Genomic DNA, 22,707 nt, shown 5'->3' on the forward strand with positions numbered 1-22,707 from the left:
GCGGCCGCAGGTTCAACCAAATTTTCTTGATCTATCGATGGAACAAAGAGACGAATGTCGCGTTCAACGGCATTGCGCTTTCTTTGTTCCGCCAGGAGTTACATGTCCGCCACCCAAACCGGCTTCGTTCGGTCCACGCTGCTCTTTCTCCTGATCGGCACCGGAATCCTAATCGGAATCATCGTCGCGACCTTCGGTCTCGTCGAGCGCACACGGTCGACCTTCGACTACATCCTGCAGGAGCGCAATATCCGCCGCATGGCGGCAGACCTGATGCAGAAGCTGACGAATGCCGAGACCGGCCAGCGCGGTTTCGTCATCACGCGCGACGAATTGTTCCTGCAGCCTTACGAAGGTGCGGCCACCGAAATCCGTGAAGACCTGGAACGGCTTGGGGAAGCCGTGAAGGATCGCCCCATCAAGGCGGCGCAAATGGACGAGTTGCGCGACAGGGTCCGCGGCAAGCTGGACGAAATGGGCCAGGCCATCAATCTCGTGCGCAGCGGCGAGCAGGACCAGGCCATCGAACTCATCCAGAGCGATCTCGGCCGGGAACTGATGGATGACATCCGCCAGATGCTGGAGCAGTTCAAGGAACTGTCCGACGCCAATGTCGAAATGGGAACCGAGGCCCAACTTGCTGCCACACGGCAGCTTCAATGGATCACGATCGGCGGCGGCATCGCGATCATCGCCGTGATGGGCGGCGCGATCCTCGTGGTCGCGCAACATGTCCGGGCGCTTGCAGCCTCCCGGCGCGAGGTGGAAGTGCTCAACGAGGGCCTCGAAGCCCGCGTCGCGGAACGCACCGAAGATCTGATGCAGGCAAATCAGGAGATCCAGCGCTTCGCCTATATCGTTACCCACGACCTGCGTGCGCCGCTGGTCAACATCATGGGCTTCACGGCGGAGCTGGATGCTTCGCTGAAGGCACTGCAGGCCTATGTGCTGAACGACGGCAAAGCCGTGTCGGAGGAACAGATCCACGAGGCGCGGCTGGCAGCGGCGGAGGACCTGCCGGAAGCGATCGGCTTCATCCGGTCGTCGACAAAGAAGATGGATGGCCTGATCAATGCCATCCTCAAGATTTCCCGCGACGGACGGCGCCAGCTGAAACCCGAGGTCGTGGAGCTGCAACCACTGCTGGAAACGATCACTGCCAGCGTGTATCATCAGATCAGCGAGAGCGACGGTAACATCGATCTCGACATCAAAGCGCCTCGCCTCAACACCGACCGGCTTTCGGTCGAACAGATTCTCGGTAACCTTTTCGATAATGCTATCAAGTACAAGCATCCGGATAGGCCCTTGACCCTCAAGGTTCGGACAGCGCCCGAAGGGCGTCACATGGTTCGGATCGAAGTGGAGGACAATGGCCGTGGCATTGCAGAACAGGATCACGAACGTATTTTCGAACTCTTCCGTCGTTCCGGCCAGCAGGACCAGTCCGGCGAAGGCATTGGCCTTGCCCATGTCCGCTCGCTTGCGCGGAATCTCGGGGGAGAGATCACCGTTCGGTCCCGTTTCGGGGAGGGTTCGACCTTCGTCCTGCGACTGCCATCTGACCTGTCACGCTTGGTACGGAGTTGAATATGAAAGCCGTGGGTAAAGAAGTCACCATCATCATGATCGAGGACGACGAGGGTCACGCCCGTCTCATCGAAAAGAACGTGCGTCGCGCCGGCGTGCACAACGAGATCATACCGTTCACCAACGGGACAGAAGCTCTCGACCATGTTCTCGGCAAGGATCGCAGCGGCAAGGTTTCGGAAGATCGTTATCTGCTGATCCTGCTTGACCTCAACCTGCCAGACATGTCCGGCACCGATATTCTCGACCAGATCAAATCCAATCCGCATACGCGACGGCTGCCGGTCGTCATTCTGACCACCACGGATGACGAGCGGGAGATCCAGCGCTGCTATGACCTCGGGGCCAATGTCTATATTACCAAACCCGTCGATTACGACAATTTCGCCAATGCTATCCGCCAGCTTGGCCTCTTCTTCTCCGTCATGCAAATCCCATGACGGCGGGACAGGGACGATGAGCTTCCGCGTCCTCTATATCGACGACGACGCGGCCATCGCGAGGCTGGTGCAGAAGCACCTCGGTCGGATGGGGCACGACGTGTCCCATGCCGAGACCGCGACCATTGCGCTCGAAGTCATGCATAGCGAAGCCTTCGACGTCGTCGTGCTCGACCACTATCTTCGCAGCGGGACCGGTCACGAGGTGCTTGCGCAGATGCGCGAAAGCCGTGTCGATCTGCCGGTCGTCTATGTCACGGGCTCCAACGAGGCCCAGATCGCCATCGAGGCGATCAAGGCGGGTGCCGCCGACTATGTGATCAAGTCGGTCAGCGACGACTTCCTGCCGCTGCTGACGAGCGCCATCGAGCAATCCGTCGCCAATGCCCAGTTGAGGGCTGCCAAGGCGAAGGCCGACGAGGAAATCCGCCAGGGCAAAGAGCGTGCTGAGGCGCTGCTCGCGGAAGTGAACCACCGCGTGGCAAACTCTCTCGCTCTTGTGGCGAGCCTTTTGCGCCTGCAGATATCGAGTGCCCGCAGCGACGAGGTCAAGGCGGAACTGGCAGAGACCCAGGCGCGGATCTCGGCGATCGCCGGCATGCACCGCAGCCTCTATACCTCCGACGACGTCAGCAAGGTCGAACTCGACCGCTATCTCAACCGCCTGACAGCCGAGCTCTACAACTCCCTGCACAGCGCCGAGAAACCGGTCCGGCTCTTGCTCGACGCGGATGCGATCACGCTGACTGCCGACAAGGCCGTGTCCGTCGGCATGGTCGTCACCGAACTCGTCACCAATGCGTTCAAATATGCCTATCCACAGGGCCAGGGTGGAGATATCCGCGTGCAGCTCAAGCGGATCTCCGACGAGGAGGCGATGTTGCGGGTAGAAGACGACGGCGTCGGCATGGTGCCCGACAGCGCGCCGAAGGGCACCGGCCTCGGCAGCCGCATCGTGAAGTCGATGGCTGCGACCCTCGGCGAGGGCCTGCGCTATCTCGAAGCCGAGCGCGGGACGATTGCCGAGGTGCCGCTGCGCCTCGATTCAAACGGCTGATTTCGTCCATTTACCAGTCTTGTCCTCAAGCGTTTGCCGCCCGAAGGTTTTGCGCTAGGGTCCGGCCGACAGAAAGGGGTCCCAGTTCATGACCTTGGCCGGAAAGCGCATTTTGCTGATCATCGCGGGCGGGATCGCCGCCTATAAGAGCCTAGACCTCATCCGGAGGCTTCGGGAGCGCGGGGCAGACGTGCGCCCGATCATGACGCGGGGGGCGCAGGAATTCGTCACGCCGCTTGCCGTCGGCGCCCTTTCGGCGAGCCATGTCTATACCGAGCTCTTCTCGCGCGAAGACGAGCAGGATGTCGGCCATATTCGGCTGGCGCGGGAATGCGATCTGGTTCTGGTCGCGCCTGCCACCGCCGACCTGATGGCGAAGATGGCGAACGGTCTGGCCGACGACCTCGCCTCGACCGTGCTGCTGGCGACCGACCGTCCGGTGCTGATCGCGCCGGCGATGAACCCGAAGATGTGGTCACATGCGGCCACACAGCGGAATTTCACCGTGCTCCAGCGCGACGGGATCCAGATGATCGGGCCGATGGACGGCGAGATGGCGGAGAGCGGCGAGCGCGGCCGTGGGCGCATGGCCGAAGCGCTGGAAATAGCCGCCCGAGTGGAGGATCTTCTTTCCGGGCCGAAGCCTCTGGCAGGCCTCAAAGCCGTCGTCACCTCCGGCCCGACCCATGAGCCGATCGACCCCGTGCGCTATATCGCCAACCGCTCATCCGGCAAACAGGGACATGCGATCGCTGCCGCCCTTGCCCGCCTCGGTGCGGATGTGACCCTCGTTTCCGGACCTGTGACCATTGCAGATCCCGTCGGCCTTCGGACACTGCATGTGGAACGGGCCGAAGAAATGCGCGATGCCGTCCTTTCCGCCTTGCCAGCCGACATCGCGGTGATGGTCGCAGCCGTCGCGGACTGGCGGGTCGCGACCTCGGCGGAGCAGAAGATAAAGAAGCAGCCCGGCGAGGCGCCGCCACCGCTGCAACTCGCCGAAAACCCTGACATTCTGAAGACCATCGGACACCACCCGGAGCGGCCGCGCCTCGTCGTCGGCTTCGCCGCCGAGACGGAGAATGTCGAAGACAATGGCCGCGCCAAGCTCGAGCGCAAAGGGGCCGACCTGATCGTCGCCAATGACGTCTCGTCCGAGACCGGCGTGATGGGCGGGGATCGCAACCGGGTTCGCCTGATCTCGCATGACGGGGTCGAGGCCTGGCCCGATCTGACCAAGGGCGAAGTGGCCGAGCGGCTGGCGCTGTGGATCGCCACCCAGATTGGAGGAACGGGCGCATGAGCCTCTTCGACCGGACCGAATTCGAGGCGCTCGTGCACGGCCTGCCGGGCACCAGTATTGCCGACCAATGGGACGCCCGCGTCGCCAAGGTGGGGGACAAGGTGTTCACGCTGCTGACCGATGCCGAACGGCGGATCTGCTTCAAGGTGAGCGAAGAGAGCTTCGAGATCCTAACGGCACTCAGCGGCGTTGCGCAGGCGCCCTATTTCGCCAAGCGAAAATGGGTGACAATCGATCCGGGATCCGAGCTCGATGACGCCGAGGTGGCGGAGTATATCCGCCGCTCCCACGCTTTGGTCGCAACAGGGCTGACGAAGAAGCTCAGGGCAGAACTCGGGATTGCCGTTTGAGGTAAGAGTTCAGACGGCCATGGCGGGCTGGCGGGCCTGATCGAGCCTGATGCGCTCGACCTGCGGCTCGAATTCAGCGGCATCCAGACCGTTTTCATTGAGGATCACTGCGCTGCCTGCCGGGATTTCGACCCAGGTATCGGTCTCGTCGTTCAAGGGTTCCGAGACGAGACAGTAGCTGCCCTTCGGTCCCATGGGCGCGGCATAGAGCGTCGGGGCATGTTCATCCGTGGAATAGCGCACCGCATAGAGCGTCTCCCCGTCGGAGAAGGCGGCCGTCAGGCGAATACGCGCCTCGCCGGTCAGATGCAGGCTGATCTGTTCGACGAAGCCGACGGCTTCGCTCATCGCCGCGATCGGGCGCTCCCGCAGACCGAATTGCAGGGCAAGCAGGAAGAGAAGTTCGCTGTCGGTGGTGCCGACGCGGGCGTGGAAATGCTCGTCGTCCAGCATGCCTTCCATCGGGCGGCGGATGCGGTCGAAATTGTCGATCTGGCCATTGTGCATGAAGGACCAGTTGCCATGCACGAAGGGATGGCAATTGTCGCGACGCGTCGCGCCATGGGTGGCTGCCCGCACATGCGCGAGAAACAGCGGCGAACGGATCTGGCGGGCGAGGCTCTTCAGATTGCAATCGGACCACGCGGGGAGCACGTCGCGGAAGCGGCCGGGCTCTGGGCGATCACCATACCAGGCAATGCCGAAACCATCGGCATTGGTCGCGGTCTTCGCACGCGTTGCGCAATGGGATTGCTCGATCAGGGAGTGCGCAGGCGAGGTGACGAGCTCTTCCAGGAAGATCGGAACTCCGCGATAGGCTGCCCAGCGACACATATGTCCTTACAACTCCCGATCCGCCGAACCACCGGCGATTTCATCCAGTCTTGGCTCGAATGGCTAACGATTTGCAAACATCACCGCATTCATGACAGAATTTTATCAGGACCGGCAATGGCTTTCTGCAGCGCAACACGAGCAAAAGTGAACACTGCGTTGCGTCTAGCGCTCCTCCGCAGTGTCCTCTGATCGACTATATTGGCTGTAACCGAACCCTTTCGTTCCGAGGAGATCCCCGATGTCCATTCGTCCCGTCAAGCATGAGAGCCAGGCAACGCCGACCATGGAAGGTGCCGGCGTGAAGCTGCACCGCGTCTTCGGTTTCGGCGATCCTGACATGACCGACCCCTTCCTGATGATGGACGATTTTCGCAACGACACGCCGAGCGACTATGTGCGCGGCTTTCCCTGGCATCCGCATCGCGGCATCGAGACGATCACCTATGTACTGGCCGGGACCGTCGAGCATGGCGACAGCCTGGGCAATCAGGGCATGCTGGGTGCGGGCGACCTGCAGTGGATGACGGCGGGCAGCGGGATCCTTCACCAGGAGATGCCGAAGGGGGATTTTGCCGGCCGCATGCACGGCTTCCAGCTCTGGGCCAACCTGCCCTCTTCGCTAAAGATGACGAAGCCGCGCTACCAGGACATCAAGTCGGGCGACATTCCCGTCGTCGTCGATGATGACGGGACGTCGGTGCGTGTCATCTCCGGCGAATTCTGGGGCAAGGCGGGGCCGGTCGACGGGATCGCAGCCGAGCCCGTCTATCTCGACATCTCAGTGCCGCCCGGCAAGCGCAAGACCTTCCCGGTCGACACCTACCGCTCGGCCTTTGCCTATATCTTCGCCGGCTCCGGCTCGTTCCGCGATGCGTCGAAGCCCTTCGGCGTCAAGGTCGAGAAGGAATACATGGGCGAGGAACTCAACATCCGCGACCTTTCGGGCAACCGGACACTCGTCGTCTTCGACACCGGCGACGAGATCACCGTGCAGGCCGGCGAACAGGGCATCCGCTTCCTGCTCGTGACGGGCAAGCCGATCAAGGAGCCGGTCGCATGGCACGGGCCGATCGTGATGAACACCCGCGAAGAGCTGATGCAGGCGATGAAAGAATTGCAGAACGGAACCTTTATCAAGGCCGATCATTAACCCCTGCAGTCAAGTTCAACTCACCCGGCGGCACTCCACCGCCGGGTTTTCTTTTTTTTGTTAACCCCATCCTCCGAGCATCAATCCTGCTCAGTGACCTTCCAAAGGGCATGGAAATGGTGGACGGGCCCATGTCCCGATCCGACCGACAATGCGCCCGACGTCCGCACGGCTTCTGCGAGCCAGACTTTGGCCACCCGCACGGCCTCCGACGTGGCGAGCCCCTTTGCCAGTTCGGCCGCCAGCGCGCTCGACAGGGAACAGCCGGTTCCATGAGTATTGCGCGTCTCGATGCGATCCGCCTCGAACCAGCTCACCTCTCCTTCCGCCACCAGCACGTCCGGGCTTTCACGGCCCTTGAGATGACCACCCTTGACCAGCACGCACCGGGGACCGAGTGCGGTTAGCCTGATGGCCTGGGATTCCATGATGCGCCGATCGGAAGCCTCGGGATCGCCGAGCAGGGCTGCGGCCTCGGGCAGGTTCGGGGTGAGCAGGGTCGCCAGCGGCAGGAGCTCGCTCCTCAGGGCCTCGACGGCATCCGGATCGAGCAGGGAGGCGCCGCCCTTGGCGATCATGACAGGGTCGAGCACGACAGGGATGCCGCGATGGGGCCTCAACGCTTCGGCGACTGCGCGTGCGATGCCGGCATTGGCGATCATACCGATCTTCACCGCATCGACGCGGATATCGGAAAAGACCATGCGGATCTGCTCCGCGACGAAGGCGGGATCGAGCGGCATCACGGCTGAGACGCCGCGCGTGTTCTGTGCTGTCAGCGCCGTGATCGCCGCCATGCCGTAGCAGCCCCGCGCGGAAAAGGCCTTGAGATCGGCCTGGATGCCGGCGCCGCCGGAGGGATCGGAACCGGCAATGGTCAGCACGTTGCGGATGGGGGACGGTGTCATGTCGGCTTCTCCTTTGCGGCGGAGAAGCGACGGGCAGACGCGGAGAGCCCGCGGCACCCGAGCGACTCCCTCCGCCAGCATGATCTGGTTCAGGTTCGAAGGGTGCTTCTCAGCCCAGCTTTCGCCAGACGCCCCTGTCTCTCAAGGCTCAAACTAGGCGAGAGCGATGGCGCTGTCACCTGCCTTCGACCCTCTTTCCAATTCAGTGTTTGCAGCCGCCGACCGGAGCCGATAGAGCATTTCCGGCGAACCACCAGAGGATCCACGCCTTGCATCATTCCCCCGACCGGCTCTTCGACCGCTTTTATGACGGCTTCCTCTTCGACATGGATGGCACGCTGCTCAACTCCATTGCCGCTGCCGAGCGTGTCTGGAGCCGCTGGGCGCTGAGGCATGGTCTTGATCTCGAGACCTTCCTTCCCACCATGCATGGCAAGCGCGGGATCGACACGATCAGCGCGCTGAACTTGCCCGGCATCGATGTGGTGAAGGAGGCGCTTGAAGTCGAGCGCGGCGAGATCGAGGATCTGGACGGCATCGTGCCCATTCCGGGCGCCATCGCCTTTCTGACAAGCCTGCCGGCGGAGCGCTGGGCGATCGTGACGTCGGCGCCTTCAGCGCTTGCCCGTGCCCGCATCGGTGCTGCCGGCCTGCCGCAGCCGCTGCAGATCGTGACGGCCGAGGATGTGAAGATCGGAAAGCCTGACCCTGCCGGCTATCGTCTGGGCGCGCAGAAGCTCGGCGTCGATCCGTCCCGCTGTCTGGTGTTCGAGGATGTGCTGGCAGGCGTCAGGGCTGGAGAAGCGGCTGGCGCCGATGTCGCTGTCATCACGGCCACACACGCGCATCCGTTCGACACGCCCCATCCGACGATTGCGACCTACGAGCGCTTGCGGGTTGCCTTTGAGCCATCACAGGGCCTGCGGATCGCGCCGGCCGGCTGACTGAGGCCGGCCGTGGGGCCGGCTCACCAGACTCACCAGACGGCCCGGCGCTCCGGAGGGTGATGTCAGAACTGTTTCTGGAAGTTCAGCTTGACCGTCTGGGCGTTGCCGCGATTGCTGTAGCTGCCATCGAAGCTGACGCCGACCGTGGCGAGATCCCCCATGGGCATGTCGATGCCGGCCTGCAGGAGCAGGCTGTTGTCTGCCACGATCTTGCTGGAGGTGACGAAATCGCTGCCGCCGGCGAAGGACAGCGACGATGCCGTCGCCGTATCTCCGAAGGCATGCTGCCAGGCCGCACCACCGCGAATCGTGACGCCCTTGCCGGCCAGCTGCCAGTCGGTCGCCGCGCGCAGGCCGAGATTGGTGAAGGTGAGGTTCGTATCGCTCGCCTGGCGGGACAGGGAAGCCGCCCCGCCCTCTTCGGTGAAGGCGGGCGTGTGCATATGGACCTGGGCGAGACTGACAAAGGGTTCGAGCCTGATATCCTCGACCTTCACCTCATAACCGAGCTCGGCAAAGGCCTGCACAGTATTGGTCCCGTAGTCTGCCGAGAGCTGGTCGGTGAAGCCGCCGAAATCGACGGTGCGTTCGGTCGAGACCTGCTGGTGCTTGAAAAGTGCGCCAAAGCGCAGGGCGAGCGGACCCCACTGGTTGCCACCATAAAGGCCGATGTCGAAATCGTCGCTGTCGCCGCTCGAACGCCCATCAGAGAGCTCAAAGGAGGCGGCGCCATAGCCGCCGAGGATGCCGAGCCGCCAGGTGGTGTCGGGCACGGCCGTGTCGATGCCGAAGGCGATGCCGCCGATCGAATTGGAGAGGTCGGCATCGCCGTTTTCGCCGAAGCTTTTGCCCCAGCCGCCATAGGCTTCCGCCCAGGCGACAGGTCCTGCCGGCTTCGGCGTGACCAGGATCGACTCGGCGGCCAATTCAGCCGCCGTCTTTGTCTTTTCTTCGCCATAGGCGAGAGCGGTTGAATTGCCGCCGGTGCTTCCTGTGCCGAGTGCGACGGTATTGCCTTGACCTGCGCCGACAGAGCCGAAGAACGAGCGGACACGATTGCTGCCGAGGTTGCGGATCAAGCCGCTGTTTTCAACGCTGGCGCTCATGCCCTGGCCATGGACTTCGCCCGAAAGCTGCTGGAAGGAATTGGCAGCGCCCTCATCGTCGAGTACGACGACCGCGTCATAGATCGCATTGCCCGATCCCAGCCCCTCAACCGCTCCTGCCGTGGCCGACTGGTTGGTCGACTGCGCGACATCGGCGAAATCGACGGCATTCCGGGTGAGAGTCAGGGTCACATCATTGGCGTCGTATCCGAGGGCCGCATCGAGGAAGCTGTAGTTCGAAGCGACCGTATCGAAGGTGCCGGTGAGGCCACCATCAGCTGTGAGGATGACATAGGACCGCTCGAAGCCGTAACCGCTGGACGGGCCCACATGGAGAACCGAGCCCCCTGTCAATCTTGCCGTGCCGGTCGCATGCAGTAGGTCGCTGGCGCCGGTCGCAGTGTTGACATCGACCTCATAGGTGGCGCCCGCATCTATCACGAGATTGCCATCGATCGTGAGAGTTCCAACGCCGGAGCCTCCAGGCGTTATCGTCGCGCCGCTTGCGACCGTGGTCGAACCGACGGTGCCCGTTCCGCTCAGCGTTCCCCAGCCGGATACGGAGAGTATGCCGCCAAGGCTGGCATTGGCCAGGTGCAGCGTGCCACCGGAGACCTCTGTCGTGCCGGTGAAAGCGCTGCCATCACCGCCATAAAGAACCTTGCCGTTGGCAACCGTGATCTTGCCGGTGCCGTCGATGACAGAGTCGAAGCTGACATCGGCACCGCCAAAATTGAAGACGAGCGCCCCGGTGCCGTCACCGAAATGGATTTCCTCGGCATCGAAACCGGCGCTGCCGCCCGCGGTCTGCCCGAGTGCTGCTCCAATGATGAAAGTTCCATAGGAGCCGGCCCGGTTGGCGATGGTGATTTCGTCGGCGGAAACAAAGCCGCCGCCGGTCACGATCAGCGTGCCAGTGCCTTCGTTACCGACATAGAGGCCGCCGCTCGTGGTCCAGGTCGAACCATTGCCCGAGACCGTGGCCTCACCGATCGAGTTGGCATTGTTGCCGATCAGGCTGCGCGCAGCGCTGACATCGCCCCCCAGAGCGATGGTGAGCGCGCCTTCCCCGATGCGGCCGACATTCAGGTCACTCGATACGTCCCAGAGAGAGCCGTTGCCGGTCACGAGCATCTGGCCATAGGACAAGGCGAGATCGCCCAGGATGCCCTGCCGGTTCTCGATCAGGCCGCCGGCGGAGATCGTGACGGAGCCTAGCGAACCGCTGTTGTGCCCGACGAGGAAGTCACCGCTCATGATCCAACTCGAGCCGGTGCCATTGACGGTGGCTTCGCTGTCCGAGCCGTTTTCCGTTCCGACATAACCGTCTGTGCTGGTCAGGTCGCCGCCGGTCAGAAGCTGGAGCGTGCCGTCGCCGACATTGCCGACATAGAAGACGCCCGTGTTTTCCCAGAGGCTGCCGTTTCCGGAGATAGTCACGAGGCCGGAGCCTGATGCCTCATGTCCGATCAGGCCGCCGGTCGAGCTGATCTTGCCGCCATTGGTGATGGTGACGGTGCCTTCGCCGAGACCGCCGACGCTGACGCGGTCCGACAGATCCCAGAGAGAGCCGCTTCCATCGACATTGACCGTTCCTTCTGACAGTGTGCTATCGCCCAGGATCGCAGAAGTGCCGTTGACTGTTGCGCCCGCCAGGATCTCCATTGTGCCGTTGCCTGCAGTCGGGTCCGAGTCGGAGCGATCGCCGCCGACCAGCAGTGCGCCGGTGGTCCAGGTGGAGCCGCTGCCGGATACCGTGACGGACGAGGTGGAATGCCGGCCGATGATCGCCGCGCCGTTTTCGACTTCGGCACCGGCGAGGATCTCCAGCGTGGAATCGCCGAATGAGCCGACAAACAGGGCGCCCGTATTGTACCAGGTGGTCCCGGCACCGGTGACTGTCACGGCACTGCCGGACGCATACGTGCCATTTCCGATGAAGACCGATTCACCTGACACGTCAGCGCCTTCCCTGATGGTCAGCGTGCCCACGCCGGCGCCACCGACGATCAGATCATCGGTAATGTTCCAGGTGGCATCCGTCGCCACCGTCGCGCTTCCGGAAGAATTCAATCCGTCTGCGATGACCGTGCGTCCGGAGAAGGCCTTGGACTCCTCCTCCAGGATGAAGGTACCGGTGCCGCCATAACCGATGAAGAAGTTGTCCCGCGCTTCGAAATCGCTCTGGTTGGAAACATTTAGCGTGCCGCTGCCGGTCGCCCCCGATCCGAGATAGACGTCGAGGCTGAAATATTCACTGCCGGTCTCGACATTGACGACACCGATGCCGTCAGCGCCGACATAGGTCGCACCATTGTTGATCCAGCTGCCGGGATCGCCCGAGAGGGTCAGCGTGCCCGACGAACCGGCATTGTAGCCGAGCGCGGTCGTGGTGGTGTTGAGCCCGTCCTGGACGCTGAGGCCACCGGCCGACACGATCCCGATGAAGAGGTTTTCCGCATCGGCATCCTGACCGTTGATTACGACACCCATCTGGTCGATGCGCGCATCGTCGTCGCGCGTCGGCGCGCCGGTGTCCCATTCCCAGTTGCTGTCCGTGAACCAGTCATTGGAGGTGGCGCCGGTCCAGTTGACCGAGCCGGCCTGAACGGTTCCTCCCAGGAAAGGAAGGATGCTGGCCGATGTCAAAAGCGCCCAGAGGCGGTCTTTACGTGAAAATGTCTTGAACAAAACGCCCCGGTCGCAACGACCGCCCACACAAGATTTGAAGTTGTGGGAACAGTATCACGCCGGCGCGAAGTGCAAAGGTCAGGATCCGGCCAAAATCCGCATGGATCTGGACCACTTCTGGGTGTAACCCGGCCTGGTCACGCCGCCTTGGCGACGTGATATTCCTTGATGGCGACCATCTTGATGGCGGGGTAACGCTCGGACTCGTAGCGCAGCGAGAACTGGTCCTGCGCCATGAAGACCGGATCGCCGTCGAGATCCCGGCAGATATCGCCGCGACGCTGGGTCATGAACTTTTCCAGATCGTCCTTCTGCTCGGCCGAGATCCAGCGGCAGACCTGGAAGCGCGACATTTCGAAGGAGACCGGCAGGCCGTATTCGCCCTGAAGGCGCTCCTTCAACACGTCCAGCTGCAGCGCGCCGACGACACCGACGATGGCGGGCGAGCCGTCTTCCGGCGAGAAGAGCTGCACGACGCCTTCTTCGGCCATCTGCTGCAGGGCTTCCTTCAGCTTCTTCGCCTTCATTGCATCTTCCAGCCGCACGCGGCGGAGGATTTCCGGCGAGAAGTTCGGCACGCCTTGGAAGACCAGGTTCTCCCCTTCGGTCAGCGTGTCGCCGATCCTGAGCGTGCCGTGGTTCGGGATGCCGACGACATCGCCAGCATAGGCCGTGTCGGCCAGCTGACGCTGCGAGGCGAAGAAGAATTGCGGGGCGGTCAGGCCCATCTGCTTGCCGGTGCGGGCAAGGCGCGCCTTCATGCCGCGTTCCAGCTTGCCGGAGCAGATGCGCGCAAAGGCGATGCGGTCGCGGTGGTTTGGATCCATGTTGGCCTGGATTTTGAAGACGAAGGCCGTCATCTTGTCTTCGGCCGCATGCACCGTGCGGGTGTCGGCCACCTGGTCACGCGGCGGGGGCGCAAAGGCACCCAGCGCATTGATGAGGTCACGCACGCCGAAATTCCGGAGCGCCGAGCCGAAGAAGACGGGCGTCATATGGCCTTCGAGGAAAGCCTTGTGATCGAAGGGCTTGCAGGCTTCCTGCGCCAGCTCCAGCTCCTCGATGAAGGTGGCGCGCTCGTTTTCCGGCAGGTTTTCGGCGACGTTCTTCGGGCTGTTGACGGCGAGCGCCTCGACCTGCTTGTCAGAGCCGCGGAAGGTGTTGTCGACCAGATTATAGGAGCCGCAGAAGCTTTTCGAACGACCGACGGGCCAGGTGATCGGGGCCGTGTCCAGCGCCAGCTTCTCTTCGACCTCGTCGAGGATCTCGAAGATGTCGCGGCTTTCGCGGTCCATCTTGTTGACGAAGGTGATGATCGGGATGTCGCGCATGCGGCAGACTTCGAACAGCTTCAGCGTGCGCGGCTCGATACCCTTGGCGGCGTCGATGACCATGACGGCGGCATCGACGGCGGTCAGCGTGCGATAGGTGTCATCGGCGAAGTCTTCGTGGCCCGGCGTGTCGAGGATGTTGAAGACATTGCCTTCATACTCGAAGGTCATCACCGAGGTGACAACAGAAATGCCGCGCTCGCGCTCGATCTTCATCCAGTCCGAGCGGGTCTGGATGCGATCTTTCTTCGCCTTGACTTCACCCGCGAGCTGAATCGCACCCCCGAACAGCAGCAGCTTTTCGGTGAGTGTCGTCTTACCCGCATCCGGGTGCGCGATAATAGCAAAGGTGCGGCGGCGGGAGACCGCCTCTGCGAGCGTTTCGGCCATGGTGTTTGGAATTCCTTTTGGTCGGCGGTTATCTAGCGTTTCGAAGGCCAATATGCAATTGAGCGCGCAAACAAAGGAATGTGCCCATGTCCGCCAACCGCTCCGATGTCCTCGGCCCCGTGCTCAATCTGAAGCGTCTGCCGCATGGCGAGGGCCTCGACCTGCCGGCCTACGAGACAGCCGGGGCAGCCGGCATGGATCTGAGGGCTGCCGTGGATGACGGTGAGCCACTGACACTTGCGCCTGGCGCCCGAGCGCTTGTCCCGACAGGTTTCATCATGGAAATTCCTGCGGGTTTCGAAGCGCAGATCAGGCCGCGATCGGGGCTCGCCTTCAAGAACGGCGTGACGTGCCTCAACACACCCGGCACCATCGACAGCGATTATCGCGGCGAGGTCAAGGTCCTTTTGATCAATCTCGGCCAGGAGGATTTTGTCATCACCCGCGGCATGCGGATCGCACAGATGGTCATCGCGCCGGTGACGCAGGTGCGGGTGGCTGAAGTCACCGATACATCGGACACCGTACGGGGGGCTGGGGGGTTTGGTTCGACGGGGGTGTGAGGACGCCACGATGTCGGAAGATAGGCTGACGCTGCGGCAGAACTACTTTGGAGATGCGGCGGCATTTCAGGCGCTCGCAGATCTGCTGCACGACGTGTTTGGCATTGACATCGGTCTGCAGGACCGCCTCGGCGGACCAGACCCGTCGTCGATGCCGTTTGGCTACTTTGACGAGGCCGGCCGCTGCATTGCCAATTTCTCGGCGTTTGCCATGCCGCTTGTCGTCGAGGGGCGCGTCGTCAAGGCTGCAGGTTTTCAATCTGGTGCCGTTCGCCCGGCGTTTCGTGGACGAGGCCTTTACCGCGACCTCATGCACCGAGCCTTTGCCTGGGCCGACGCACAAGGGTTCGAGGCCGGCATTCTTTTAACAGACAAGCCAGATCTCTATCGCGCATTTGGTTTTCAAGTTTTCCAGCAGTTTCGGTTTAGCGGAAACTTGCCGCAAAGCTCTTCCACGGAGGTTAATACGCGGGATCTCGACTTGACGAACCCAGACGATATCGCGCTGACCTTGTCCATTCTCGCAGATCGGCAACCTGTCTCCAGTTCCCTTGCCATTGTCCGCCAATCCGAAATGTTCGTGCTCAATACTCTTTTCGATCCGGAGGTCCGGCTCAGTTATTTACCCACCCTCGACGCCATCATTGCCTGGAAAATCTGTAGCGAGGTTATGCACATGCTCGATATCGTCGCCCGACAGATACCATCAATGTCAGAAATCCGCGCCGTCATGGGCCTGCTGCCTGATCGCGTTGACGTGTTCTTTCCGACGGATCGCCTCGGATGGATCGGAGACGCCAGACCATATGACGGATCGTGTGCCCTGATGGTTAGGGGACTTCAGCCATCCGACATACCTACGCCCAGCATGCTGTCGCCGATGGCTGATTTTTAATGCGGATCACAGGACCGGCGGCAGGCGTCGCTTGAGTGGCGTGGACTTGACCATTGATGTATTGGTCTGCGCCCTCTCGGTGATGCGGTCGTGGACACGGTCGAGATCGGCCATATTGCGAACGGCCACCCGGCAGACGAAACAGTCGTCACCGGTGATCTTGTCGCATTCGATGATCTCGGGCGTTTCCAGAATGATCTTTTCGACGATATGCAGCATTCCCGGCAAGGGGCGCACGCGCATGATGGCCTGTAACGGATAGCCAAGAGCTTCCAGTGAGACTTCGGCTGCATACCCCTGCAGAACGCCGCGCTCTTCCAGACGTCGCAGCCGCTCCGAACAGGCGGGCGACGACAGGCCCGCCCGCGCGGCCAGTTCTTTCAGCGACAGACGGGCATCGTGCGCGAGCGCTTCGACGATGCTGCGGTCTGCCGCATCGAGCGCCTGAGAAAAATGAAGATTCATCGCCGATCTCCTGCACATAATTCCGTCAAAAGCAGAGTACACCTAATTTCCCAAAAGGAAATATCGGAAGCGCGCGCTTAGACTGAGGGAAATTCGGAGATCGACCATGAACCCTGTCATCAAGCGCGGAATTTTCGACATGACCCTCGCCATGGTCATGTCCGGCACGATCGGCTGGTTCGTGCTACAATCGGGCCAAAGCCCTTACAATGTGGTCTTCTTCCGCTGCCTGATCGGCGCTCCGGTTCTCGCCTTGCTCTGCTATCACCTGAAGGCCTTTTCCAATTCAGGTCTCGATGCGAAGCGGATCCTCATCGCGGCCGGTGGCGGTGTGGCGCTGGTGATGAACTGGCTGTTGCTGTTTTCGGCCTATCCGCTGGCCTCGATCTCTGTGACCACGATCGTCTACAATTTTCAGCCGTTCATGCTCGTCGGTCTCGGTGCCCTTTTCCTTGGGGAGCGCGTGAGCGGTACCAAACTCGGCTGGATGGGTCTTGCCTTTACCGGAATGCTGGCGATGACCCTGAGCGGTGCACCCATCGGCGGACAAGCGGGCCTTGGATATGTCACTGGAATCCTTCTCTCGCTTGGGGCCGCCTTCTGCTATGCGGTGGCCGCCTTTGTCACCCGGCAGCTGCGCGGCACGTCACCCTATGTCATCGCCCTGATCCAGGTCCTTACCGGCATCGTCATCCTGCTGCCCTTCGCCGATTTCAACGCCCTGCCGAGTTCCCCGCAGAGCTGGGCGATGGTGGCGACCATCGGTGTGGTTCACACCGGAGCCATGTATGCCTTCCTCTATTCGGCGATCCAGAAGCTGCCGGTGATAATGACGGGCACCTTGTCCTTCCTCTACCCTGTCGTCGCCATCGTGGTGGATATGCTGGCCTATGGCCATGTGTTGACGCCCGGGCAGGCACTGGGCGGCGCGGCGATCCTGCTTGCCGCCGTGGGCACGACCCTCAACCTCACGCCCCGACATCTCCTGCCCAGACACCGAAAGGCCTGACATGATCACCTGCAGCCTGCGTTACGAGATCGATCCCTACAAGCTGAAGGAATTCGAGCACTATGCGGCTCTCTGGATCCCGCTGGTCAACCGGCTGGGCGGCACCCATCATGGCTATTTCCTGCCGCATGAGGGTGCAAACGACATCGCGCTCGCGCTGTTCAGCTTTCCCTCGCTCGCAGCCTATGAGGACTATCGCGCGGCGATGGCGGCGGATGCCGAGTGTCAGGCGGCCTTCGCCTATGCCGAGGAGACCCGCTGCATCCTGCGCTATGAGCGTAGCTTCATGCGGCCGATGTTCTGATCATCACCTCTGCCCCTCCATCACCATGCGGAGCGCCAAAGCCGCCAGCACCGTGCCCATAAGCCAGCGCTGGACCACCATCCAGAGAGGGCGTCCGGCGAGGAAGAGGGCTATGGAACCGGCAGAGAGCGCGATGAGGCCGTTGACCGTGACGCTGATCACCACCTGGGTGAAGCCTAGCGCCAGAGACTGCAGGAGCACGCTTCCGGCGGCCGGATCGATGAATTGCGGCAGCAGCGAGAGATAGAGCACGGCGACTTTCGGGTTGAGCAGGCTGGTGACGAAGCCCATCAGGAAGAGCTTTCGATTGCTGTCTGCGGGTAAGTCGCGGACCTGGAAGGGCGAGCGGCCGCCGGGCTTCAGCGCCTGCCAGGCGAGCCAAGCGAGATAGAGCGCGCCGGCAAACTTGAGCAGATCATAGGCGAAGGGGACGGCGAAGAGCAGGACCGTGATCCCGAGCGCGGTCAACAGCACATAGACGACAAAGCCGAGCGCCACACCGCCGAGCGAGACCAGCCCCGCCATGGGTCCCTGGCAGATGGAGCGTGAGACGAGATAGATCATGTTCGGCCCCGGTGTCAGCACCATGCCGAGGCAGATCAGCGCGAAGGCGAGAAGCATGGGGAGGCTGGGCACGGGCGTTGTTTCCTTGAAAGGATCATGCCTCCTAACCGCAGTCGGCTACGCATCGCAATTCCGATCGTGTCACCGTTGCAAGTCTCTCAGCCCGAGATTAGGAATGTGGACTGGAGGACGCCCATGACCCTGACGACCATCATCGCCTATTGCGGCGCTCTCTTCATCGCGGCTGCCATTCCGGGGCCGGGCATGACCGCCATTGTCGCGCGCGCGCTGGGTTCGGGCTTCAGGCCGACCTTCTTCATGGGGCTGGGGCTGATCCTCGGCGATATCGTCTACCTGACCGCCGTGATCCTCGGGCTCTCAGTGCTGGCCAAGACCTTCGCCACGCCATTCCTGATCCTGAAATTCCTCGGGGCTGCCTATCTCATCTATGTCGCCTGGAAGCTCTGGACATCAGGACTGCTGCCGCAGGACATCAAGGCGGAAAAGGCGATGCGACCTGCACTGTCCTTCCTGTCCGGCCTGCTGGTGACGCTCGGCAATCCGAAGACCATGCTGTTTTACGTCGCGCTGGTGCCGACACTCATTCCGCTCGAGGCGATCGGGCTTGCGGACTATGTGCTGCTGGTGGGGCTGACTTTCATCGTACTGATGGCAGTGCTTTTGCCCTATATCCTGCTTGCGGCCCAGGCGCGTGGACTGCTCAAGCGCCCAGAGGCGCTCAAGATCCTGAACCGCAGCGCAGCGGGCATCCTCGCCGGCACGGCGGCCTATATTGCAGCCCGCGCCGCCTGAGTTTGCAGGGCATGCAACAATCCGGCCGCGGGCGCTTTTCTTCTGAGTGGTCAAGAACGAGCCGGCGGCGGAACAGATTTTTCCAAGGATGCTGCTCGCCGCGGCATGGCTATGCTGGAATGCACCGGACGCCGGGCGTAAGCTCGCCCAAACAAATCATAAGGGAGAAACACATGACTGAGCAAAAGAAACCCGGTCGCGGACGCGTCTACGGCTCGATCACCGAGACGATCGGCGATACCCCGATCGTGCGCCTCGACAAACTTGCCAAGGAAAAGGGTGTGAAGGCGCATCTGCTGGCCAAGCTCGAATTCTTCAACCCGATCGCTTCGGTCAAGGACCGGATTGGCGTGGCGATGATCGAAAGCCTGGAAGCCCAGGGCAAGATCGTGGCCGGGAAGACTATCCTGATCGAGCCGACTTCGGGCAATACCGGCATCGCGCTCGCCTTCGCAGCCGCTGCCAAGGGCTATCGCCTGATCCTGACCATGCCCGAGACCATGTCGATCGAGCGGCGCAAGATGCTGGCGCTTCTTGGAGCTGAACTCGTGCTGACTGAGGGCGCCAAGGGCATGAAGGGCGCGATCGCCAAGGCCCAGGAACTGGCGGAAACGACGCCGGACGCGGTCATACCGCAGCAGTTCGAGAACCCGGCCAATCCGGAAATCCATCGCAAGACAACGGCCGAGGAAATCTGGAACGACACCGAGGGCACGATCGACTTTCTCGTGTCCGGCATCGGCACGGGCGGCACGATCACCGGTACCGGCCAGGTGCTGAAGAGCCGCAAACCCGGCGTGAAGATCATTGCGGTGGAGCCGGCCGACAGCCCGGTTCTGTCCGGCGGCAATCCCGGACCGCACAAGATCCAGGGGATCGGCGCGGGATTTGCGCCAGCCATCCTCGACACCGGTGTCTATGACGAAGTGATCACAGTGACCAATGACGAAGCCTTCGAAAACGCACGGCTCGTGGCTCGGCTCGAAGGCGTTCCGGTCGGCATCTCCTCGGGTGCAGCACTCGCTGCCGCAATCAAGCTCGGCCAGCGGGAAGAAAATGCCGGGAAGACGATCGTCGTGATCATCCCGTCGTTTGCCGAACGCTATCTTTCGACCGCACTATTCGCCGGCCTCGGCGAATAAACCATCTGAGGGAGCGCTGGCATCCGTCTGGCGCTCCCGTCAGGATTGCGGCGGATAGCTTCCCCGGCTAGATTGCCGCTCGACAAGTCGACTGCATTTTCTTCAGTGCATCTCCGGGGGCTCATGCGCGCATTTCTCCATCGCCTCCCTGCCTTCGCCTCCGTGCAAGAGCCGCTTTCACCCAGCGGCCGGATCGGCACCTATGTGGCGAGCATCATGGTCTTCGCCATTGCCCTTGCCATCCGGGCCTGGTTCGATCCCGTTCTGCCGGCCGGCTTTCCCTTCCTGACATTCTTCCCGGCCGTGATCATCTGCGGCTTTGTCTTCGGACTGCGCCAAGGCCTTCTCGTCGCGGTCCTTTCCGGCTTGTCGGCCTGGTACTTCTTCATCAGCCCGGGCCGTTTCGACTTCACCATCGGAACCCTGCTTGCCATGGGGCTCTATCTCTTCGTGGTCGCGACCGACCTGACCCTGGTCTATCTGATCACGCGGGCCTATCGTCAGGAGATTAACACCCGCGAGGAAATCCAGCGGCTCGCCGAGCAGCAGGAGGTCATGGCGCAGGAACTCGACCATCGGCTCAAGAATATCTTCGCCACCATCAATGCGATCATCAGCCTCTCCCTCAAGAATGCCTCCAGCGCGGATGAACTCGCCGCCCGACTGCGCGACCGGCTGACCGCGCTCGGCCGCTCCAACCTCTTGTTGCGGGGCCTGCGCGAAGGCGAGGACGCCTCGCTGCAGAGTGTCGTCTTCCGGGCGCTCGAACCCTTCGCCATCGTCGGCACGGCCCGCTTTTCGTCCGACGGCCCGCGCGTCCCGATTGGCGGCCAGACCGTCGTCGTGCTGAGCCTGATCCTGCACGAGCTTGGAACCAATGCCGCGAAATACGGCGCTCTCAGTGTTCCGGGCGGTCATGTCGCCCTCAACTGGTCGATCGAGGCGTCTGCGGATACCGGCGAGCAATTGGTCGTCATCTGGCGCGAAAGCGGCGGGCCAGTACCCACCCCGCCGCTTGCCGGCGCGGGCGGCTTTGGCTCCACCCTGATGAAGCGCGTGATCGCCGGCGTGCGCGGACAGACGGAGATGACCTATCCGGAAACGGGAGCGATGATCCGCATGACACTGCCGGTCGACATGTTGCGCCCGACAGAAGAGCCAACTGCCGAGCATTGAGGATCTCGCGCCGCCCTCCCCGTCTCCGATATCATGCTGCCGCCGCGAGCCTCTCGGACGCGATGCGGTAGGAGATGGCCTCGGCCAGGTGGATGCGCCCCAGGATTTCGGCGCCGTCCAGGTCGGCCAACGTCCGGGCCACCTTCAAGACCCTGTGGTATCCGCGCGCCGAAAAGCGGAACTTGTCGGCCGCATCGCGCAAGAGCTGCAGCCCAGAGGCATCCGGTTCGGCCAGGGTCTCGATCAGCGCCGTCGAGCATCGGGCATTGGTGCTGAATGGGAGGCCGAGTCTCTCGAAACGGTCCCGTTGGCGGGCGCGGGCGGCAGCGACGCGTTTGGCGACCTCGGCGCTGCTCTCGGCGGTTCGAGGGCGAATGAGATCGGTTGCGGAAACCGCGGGGACGTCGATCCGGATGTCGATCCGGTCCATCAGAGGCCCGGAGATCCGGCCCTGGTATTCGGTCTGGCAACGCAAGCCGCGGGCGCAGACATGGCCGGGCTCGCCCGCCATGCCGCAGCGGCAGGGGTTCATCGCCGCCACCAGCTGGAAATGGGAGGGATACGCAACACGGTGGTTTGCGCGCGCGATGATGCATTCACCGCTCTCGAGCGGCTGGCGCAGGGCATTGAGCACGGGCGGCGAGAATTCCGGCAGCTCGTCGAGGAAGAGGATGCCGTGATGGGCAAGCGAAGCTTCCCCCGGCTTCGCCCTCAGCCCCCCACCGACCAAGGCCGCCATGGTGGCCGAGTGGTGGGGTGTGCGGAATGGCCGGCGGTCGGAGAGCTTGCCGCCCGAGAGCTGGCCCGCAATGGAATGGATCATCGACACTTCGAGAAGTTCAGTGGGCGACAGTGGCGGAAGGATGGAGGGCAGTCGCGCTGCGAGCATCGACTTGCCCGAACCCGGCGGGCCAACAAAGAGCAGATTATGACCGCCGGCTGCCGCCACCTCCAGCGCCCGCTTGGCGCTTTCCTGTCCCTTGATGTCGGCAAGGTCCGGCAGATTGGCGGCGGGGGCCCGCACCGAGGGTTCCGGCCGGGAGAGCACCTGCGTTCCGCGAAAATGGTTGGCCAGCGCGATCAGGCTGCGCGGAGCGAGGATGTCGATTTCGCTGCCGGCCCAGGCGGCTTCCGCGCCGCTGTCGCCGGGGCAGATCAGCCCCTTGTCCATGGCGTTGGCGCTGATCGCTGCCGGCAGGGCACCTGCGATCGGCGCGATGGTGCCATCGAGATTGAGCTCGCCGATGACCAGATAGCCAGACAGGGCATCGCCCGGGATCGCGCCAAGAGCCGCCATGAGGCCAAGCGCGATGGGCAGATCGAAATGCGAACCTTCCTTGGGCAAATCAGCCGGCGCCAGATTAACGGTCACCCGCTTGGCCGGCAGGGCGAGGCCTGAGGCGTGCAGCGCCGCCTGGACACGTTCGCGGCTCTCGGCGACCGCCTTGTCGGGCAGACCGACGATCTGCATGCCGGTCTTACCCGGAGCGACCATGACCTGAACCTCGACGGGCACGCCTTCAATGCCCTGGAATGCCACCGTACTGATACGCGCCACCATTGCCCGCCCTCGCCGATCGACCTGAAGTCGCCAATGCAACTTCATATTGCGTGTGGCGACGGGAACAATCTCGCATAAGGCGATCAAAAGCGCAAGAACATTTGCGGAACATCCG

21 protein-coding genes and 1 riboswitch are annotated in these 22,707 nt (G+C 62.5%); of the genes, 14 read left to right on the forward strand and 7 right to left on the reverse strand.

Going from position 1 to position 22,707, the window contains the following annotated elements; translation table 11 throughout:
* Positions 1-102: 102 nt before the first annotated feature.
* The 5 genes from E9677_RS04625 (at position 103) to E9677_RS04645 (ending at position 4,740) form a co-directional block, all read left to right on the forward strand.
* Positions 103-1,590: a sensor histidine kinase gene (locus E9677_RS04625; protein ID WP_136556881.1), complete on the forward strand. Its 1,488-nt coding sequence runs from the start codon at positions 103-105 to the stop codon at positions 1,588-1,590.
* 2 nt (positions 1,591-1,592) lie between these two features.
* Complete coding sequence (locus E9677_RS04630) at positions 1,593-2,030, forward strand: response regulator (protein WP_136556882.1); 438 nt, start codon at positions 1,593-1,595, stop codon at positions 2,028-2,030.
* Positions 2,031-2,046: 16 nt separating this feature from the next.
* The gene (locus E9677_RS04635) at positions 2,047-3,087 is read left to right on the forward strand and encodes a sensor histidine kinase (RefSeq protein WP_136556883.1); all 1,041 of its coding nucleotides are present in this window, start codon (positions 2,047-2,049) and stop codon (positions 3,085-3,087) included.
* Positions 3,088-3,175: 88 nt separating this feature from the next.
* Positions 3,176-4,390 carry a bifunctional phosphopantothenoylcysteine decarboxylase/phosphopantothenate--cysteine ligase CoaBC gene (gene coaBC / locus E9677_RS04640; protein ID WP_136556884.1) on the forward strand — a complete coding sequence of 405 codons (1,215 nt, stop codon included), beginning with the start codon at positions 3,176-3,178 and terminating at the stop codon, positions 4,388-4,390.
* Positions 4,387-4,740, forward strand: a complete 354-nt coding sequence (locus E9677_RS04645) for an MmcQ/YjbR family DNA-binding protein (RefSeq protein WP_136556885.1) — start codon at positions 4,387-4,389, stop codon at positions 4,738-4,740. Before coaBC ends, E9677_RS04645 begins: the two co-directional genes overlap by 4 nt.
* Before the next feature lie 9 nt (positions 4,741-4,749).
* Here E9677_RS04645 and E9677_RS04650 read toward each other — a convergent pair whose 3' ends face one another.
* Entirely contained in the window at positions 4,750-5,574 is an 825-nt protein-coding gene (locus E9677_RS04650; RefSeq protein ID WP_136556886.1) for a class II glutamine amidotransferase, read from the reverse strand.
* 241 nt (positions 5,575-5,815) lie between these two features.
* On the opposite strand from E9677_RS04650, the gene E9677_RS04655 reads away from it, so the two are divergent.
* Complete coding sequence (locus tag E9677_RS04655) at positions 5,816-6,727, forward strand: pirin family protein (RefSeq protein ID WP_136556887.1); 912 nt, start codon at positions 5,816-5,818, stop codon at positions 6,725-6,727.
* An 80-nt stretch (positions 6,728-6,807) separates the two neighbouring features.
* Here the strand turns inward: E9677_RS04655 and thiD are convergent, their stop codons facing one another.
* Complete coding sequence (thiD, locus tag E9677_RS04660; RefSeq protein ID WP_136556888.1) at positions 6,808-7,635, reverse strand: bifunctional hydroxymethylpyrimidine kinase/phosphomethylpyrimidine kinase; 828 nt, start codon at positions 7,633-7,635, stop codon at positions 6,808-6,810.
* Between the two features lie 49 nt (positions 7,636-7,684).
* Positions 7,685-7,781, reverse strand: a riboswitch (TPP riboswitch).
* Between the two features lie 123 nt (positions 7,782-7,904).
* Between thiD and E9677_RS04665 the strand changes: the two genes are divergently transcribed.
* Positions 7,905-8,579, forward strand: coding sequence for an HAD-IA family hydrolase (locus E9677_RS04665; RefSeq protein WP_205910099.1), 675 nt, complete (start codon positions 7,905-7,907; stop codon positions 8,577-8,579).
* A 65-nt stretch (positions 8,580-8,644) separates the two neighbouring features.
* Here the strand turns inward: E9677_RS04665 and E9677_RS04670 are convergent, their stop codons facing one another.
* Both E9677_RS04670 and E9677_RS04675 read right to left on the reverse strand, forming a co-directional pair.
* A complete protein-coding gene (locus E9677_RS04670; RefSeq protein ID WP_136556889.1) occupies positions 8,645-12,337 on the reverse strand; it encodes an autotransporter domain-containing protein in 3,693 nt (1,230 codons plus the stop codon).
* 179 nt (positions 12,338-12,516) lie between these two features.
* Positions 12,517-14,100, reverse strand: coding sequence for a peptide chain release factor 3 (locus E9677_RS04675; RefSeq protein ID WP_136556890.1), 1,584 nt, complete (start codon positions 14,098-14,100; stop codon positions 12,517-12,519).
* An 86-nt stretch (positions 14,101-14,186) separates the two neighbouring features.
* Here E9677_RS04675 and dut point away from each other — a divergent pair, with 86 nt between their 5' ends.
* Both dut and E9677_RS04685 read left to right on the forward strand, forming a co-directional pair.
* Complete coding sequence (gene dut / locus E9677_RS04680) at positions 14,187-14,663, forward strand: dUTP diphosphatase (protein WP_136556891.1); 477 nt, start codon at positions 14,187-14,189, stop codon at positions 14,661-14,663.
* A 10-nt stretch (positions 14,664-14,673) separates the two neighbouring features.
* The gene (locus tag E9677_RS04685; RefSeq protein WP_136556892.1) at positions 14,674-15,558 is read left to right on the forward strand and encodes a GNAT family N-acetyltransferase; all 885 of its coding nucleotides are present in this window, start codon (positions 14,674-14,676) and stop codon (positions 15,556-15,558) included.
* Between the two features lie 6 nt (positions 15,559-15,564).
* Here E9677_RS04685 and E9677_RS04690 read toward each other — a convergent pair whose 3' ends face one another.
* Positions 15,565-16,023: an Lrp/AsnC family transcriptional regulator gene (locus E9677_RS04690; RefSeq protein WP_136556893.1), complete on the reverse strand. Its 459-nt coding sequence runs from the start codon at positions 16,021-16,023 to the stop codon at positions 15,565-15,567.
* Between the two features lie 106 nt (positions 16,024-16,129).
* Here E9677_RS04690 and E9677_RS04695 point away from each other — a divergent pair, with 106 nt between their 5' ends.
* The gene (locus E9677_RS04695) at positions 16,130-17,032 is read left to right on the forward strand and encodes a DMT family transporter (protein ID WP_136556894.1); all 903 of its coding nucleotides are present in this window, start codon (positions 16,130-16,132) and stop codon (positions 17,030-17,032) included.
* A 1-nt stretch (position 17,033) separates the two neighbouring features.
* Positions 17,034-17,336 (forward strand): NIPSNAP family protein, encoded by a 303-nt coding sequence (locus E9677_RS04700; RefSeq protein WP_136556895.1) that lies wholly within the window; start codon positions 17,034-17,036, stop codon positions 17,334-17,336.
* Between the two features lie 3 nt (positions 17,337-17,339).
* Here E9677_RS04700 and E9677_RS04705 read toward each other — a convergent pair whose 3' ends face one another.
* On the reverse strand, positions 17,340-17,957 hold the full coding sequence (locus E9677_RS04705; RefSeq protein WP_205910112.1) for a LysE family translocator: 618 nt from the start codon (positions 17,955-17,957) through the stop codon (positions 17,340-17,342).
* 138 nt (positions 17,958-18,095) lie between these two features.
* Between E9677_RS04705 and E9677_RS04710 the strand changes: the two genes are divergently transcribed.
* The 3 genes from E9677_RS04710 to E9677_RS04720 all read left to right on the forward strand — a co-directional run bounded on the left by E9677_RS04710 (position 18,096) and on the right by E9677_RS04720 (position 21,031).
* Positions 18,096-18,713, forward strand: a complete 618-nt coding sequence (locus tag E9677_RS04710; protein WP_136556897.1) for a LysE family translocator — start codon at positions 18,096-18,098, stop codon at positions 18,711-18,713.
* A 173-nt stretch (positions 18,714-18,886) separates the two neighbouring features.
* The gene (gene cysK / locus E9677_RS04715) at positions 18,887-19,855 is read left to right on the forward strand and encodes a cysteine synthase A (RefSeq protein WP_136556898.1); all 969 of its coding nucleotides are present in this window, start codon (positions 18,887-18,889) and stop codon (positions 19,853-19,855) included.
* Positions 19,856-19,978: 123 nt separating this feature from the next.
* Positions 19,979-21,031 (forward strand): HWE histidine kinase domain-containing protein, encoded by a 1,053-nt coding sequence (locus E9677_RS04720; protein ID WP_136556899.1) that lies wholly within the window; start codon positions 19,979-19,981, stop codon positions 21,029-21,031.
* 31 nt (positions 21,032-21,062) lie between these two features.
* Here E9677_RS04720 and E9677_RS04725 read toward each other — a convergent pair whose 3' ends face one another.
* Complete coding sequence (locus tag E9677_RS04725) at positions 21,063-22,592, reverse strand: YifB family Mg chelatase-like AAA ATPase (RefSeq protein ID WP_136556900.1); 1,530 nt, start codon at positions 22,590-22,592, stop codon at positions 21,063-21,065.
* Positions 22,593-22,707 lie beyond the last annotated feature (115 nt).

The sequence above is a fragment of the Peteryoungia rhizophila genome (assembly GCF_004912145.1).
Lineage (GTDB): Bacteria > Pseudomonadota > Alphaproteobacteria > Rhizobiales > Rhizobiaceae > Allorhizobium > Allorhizobium rhizophilum.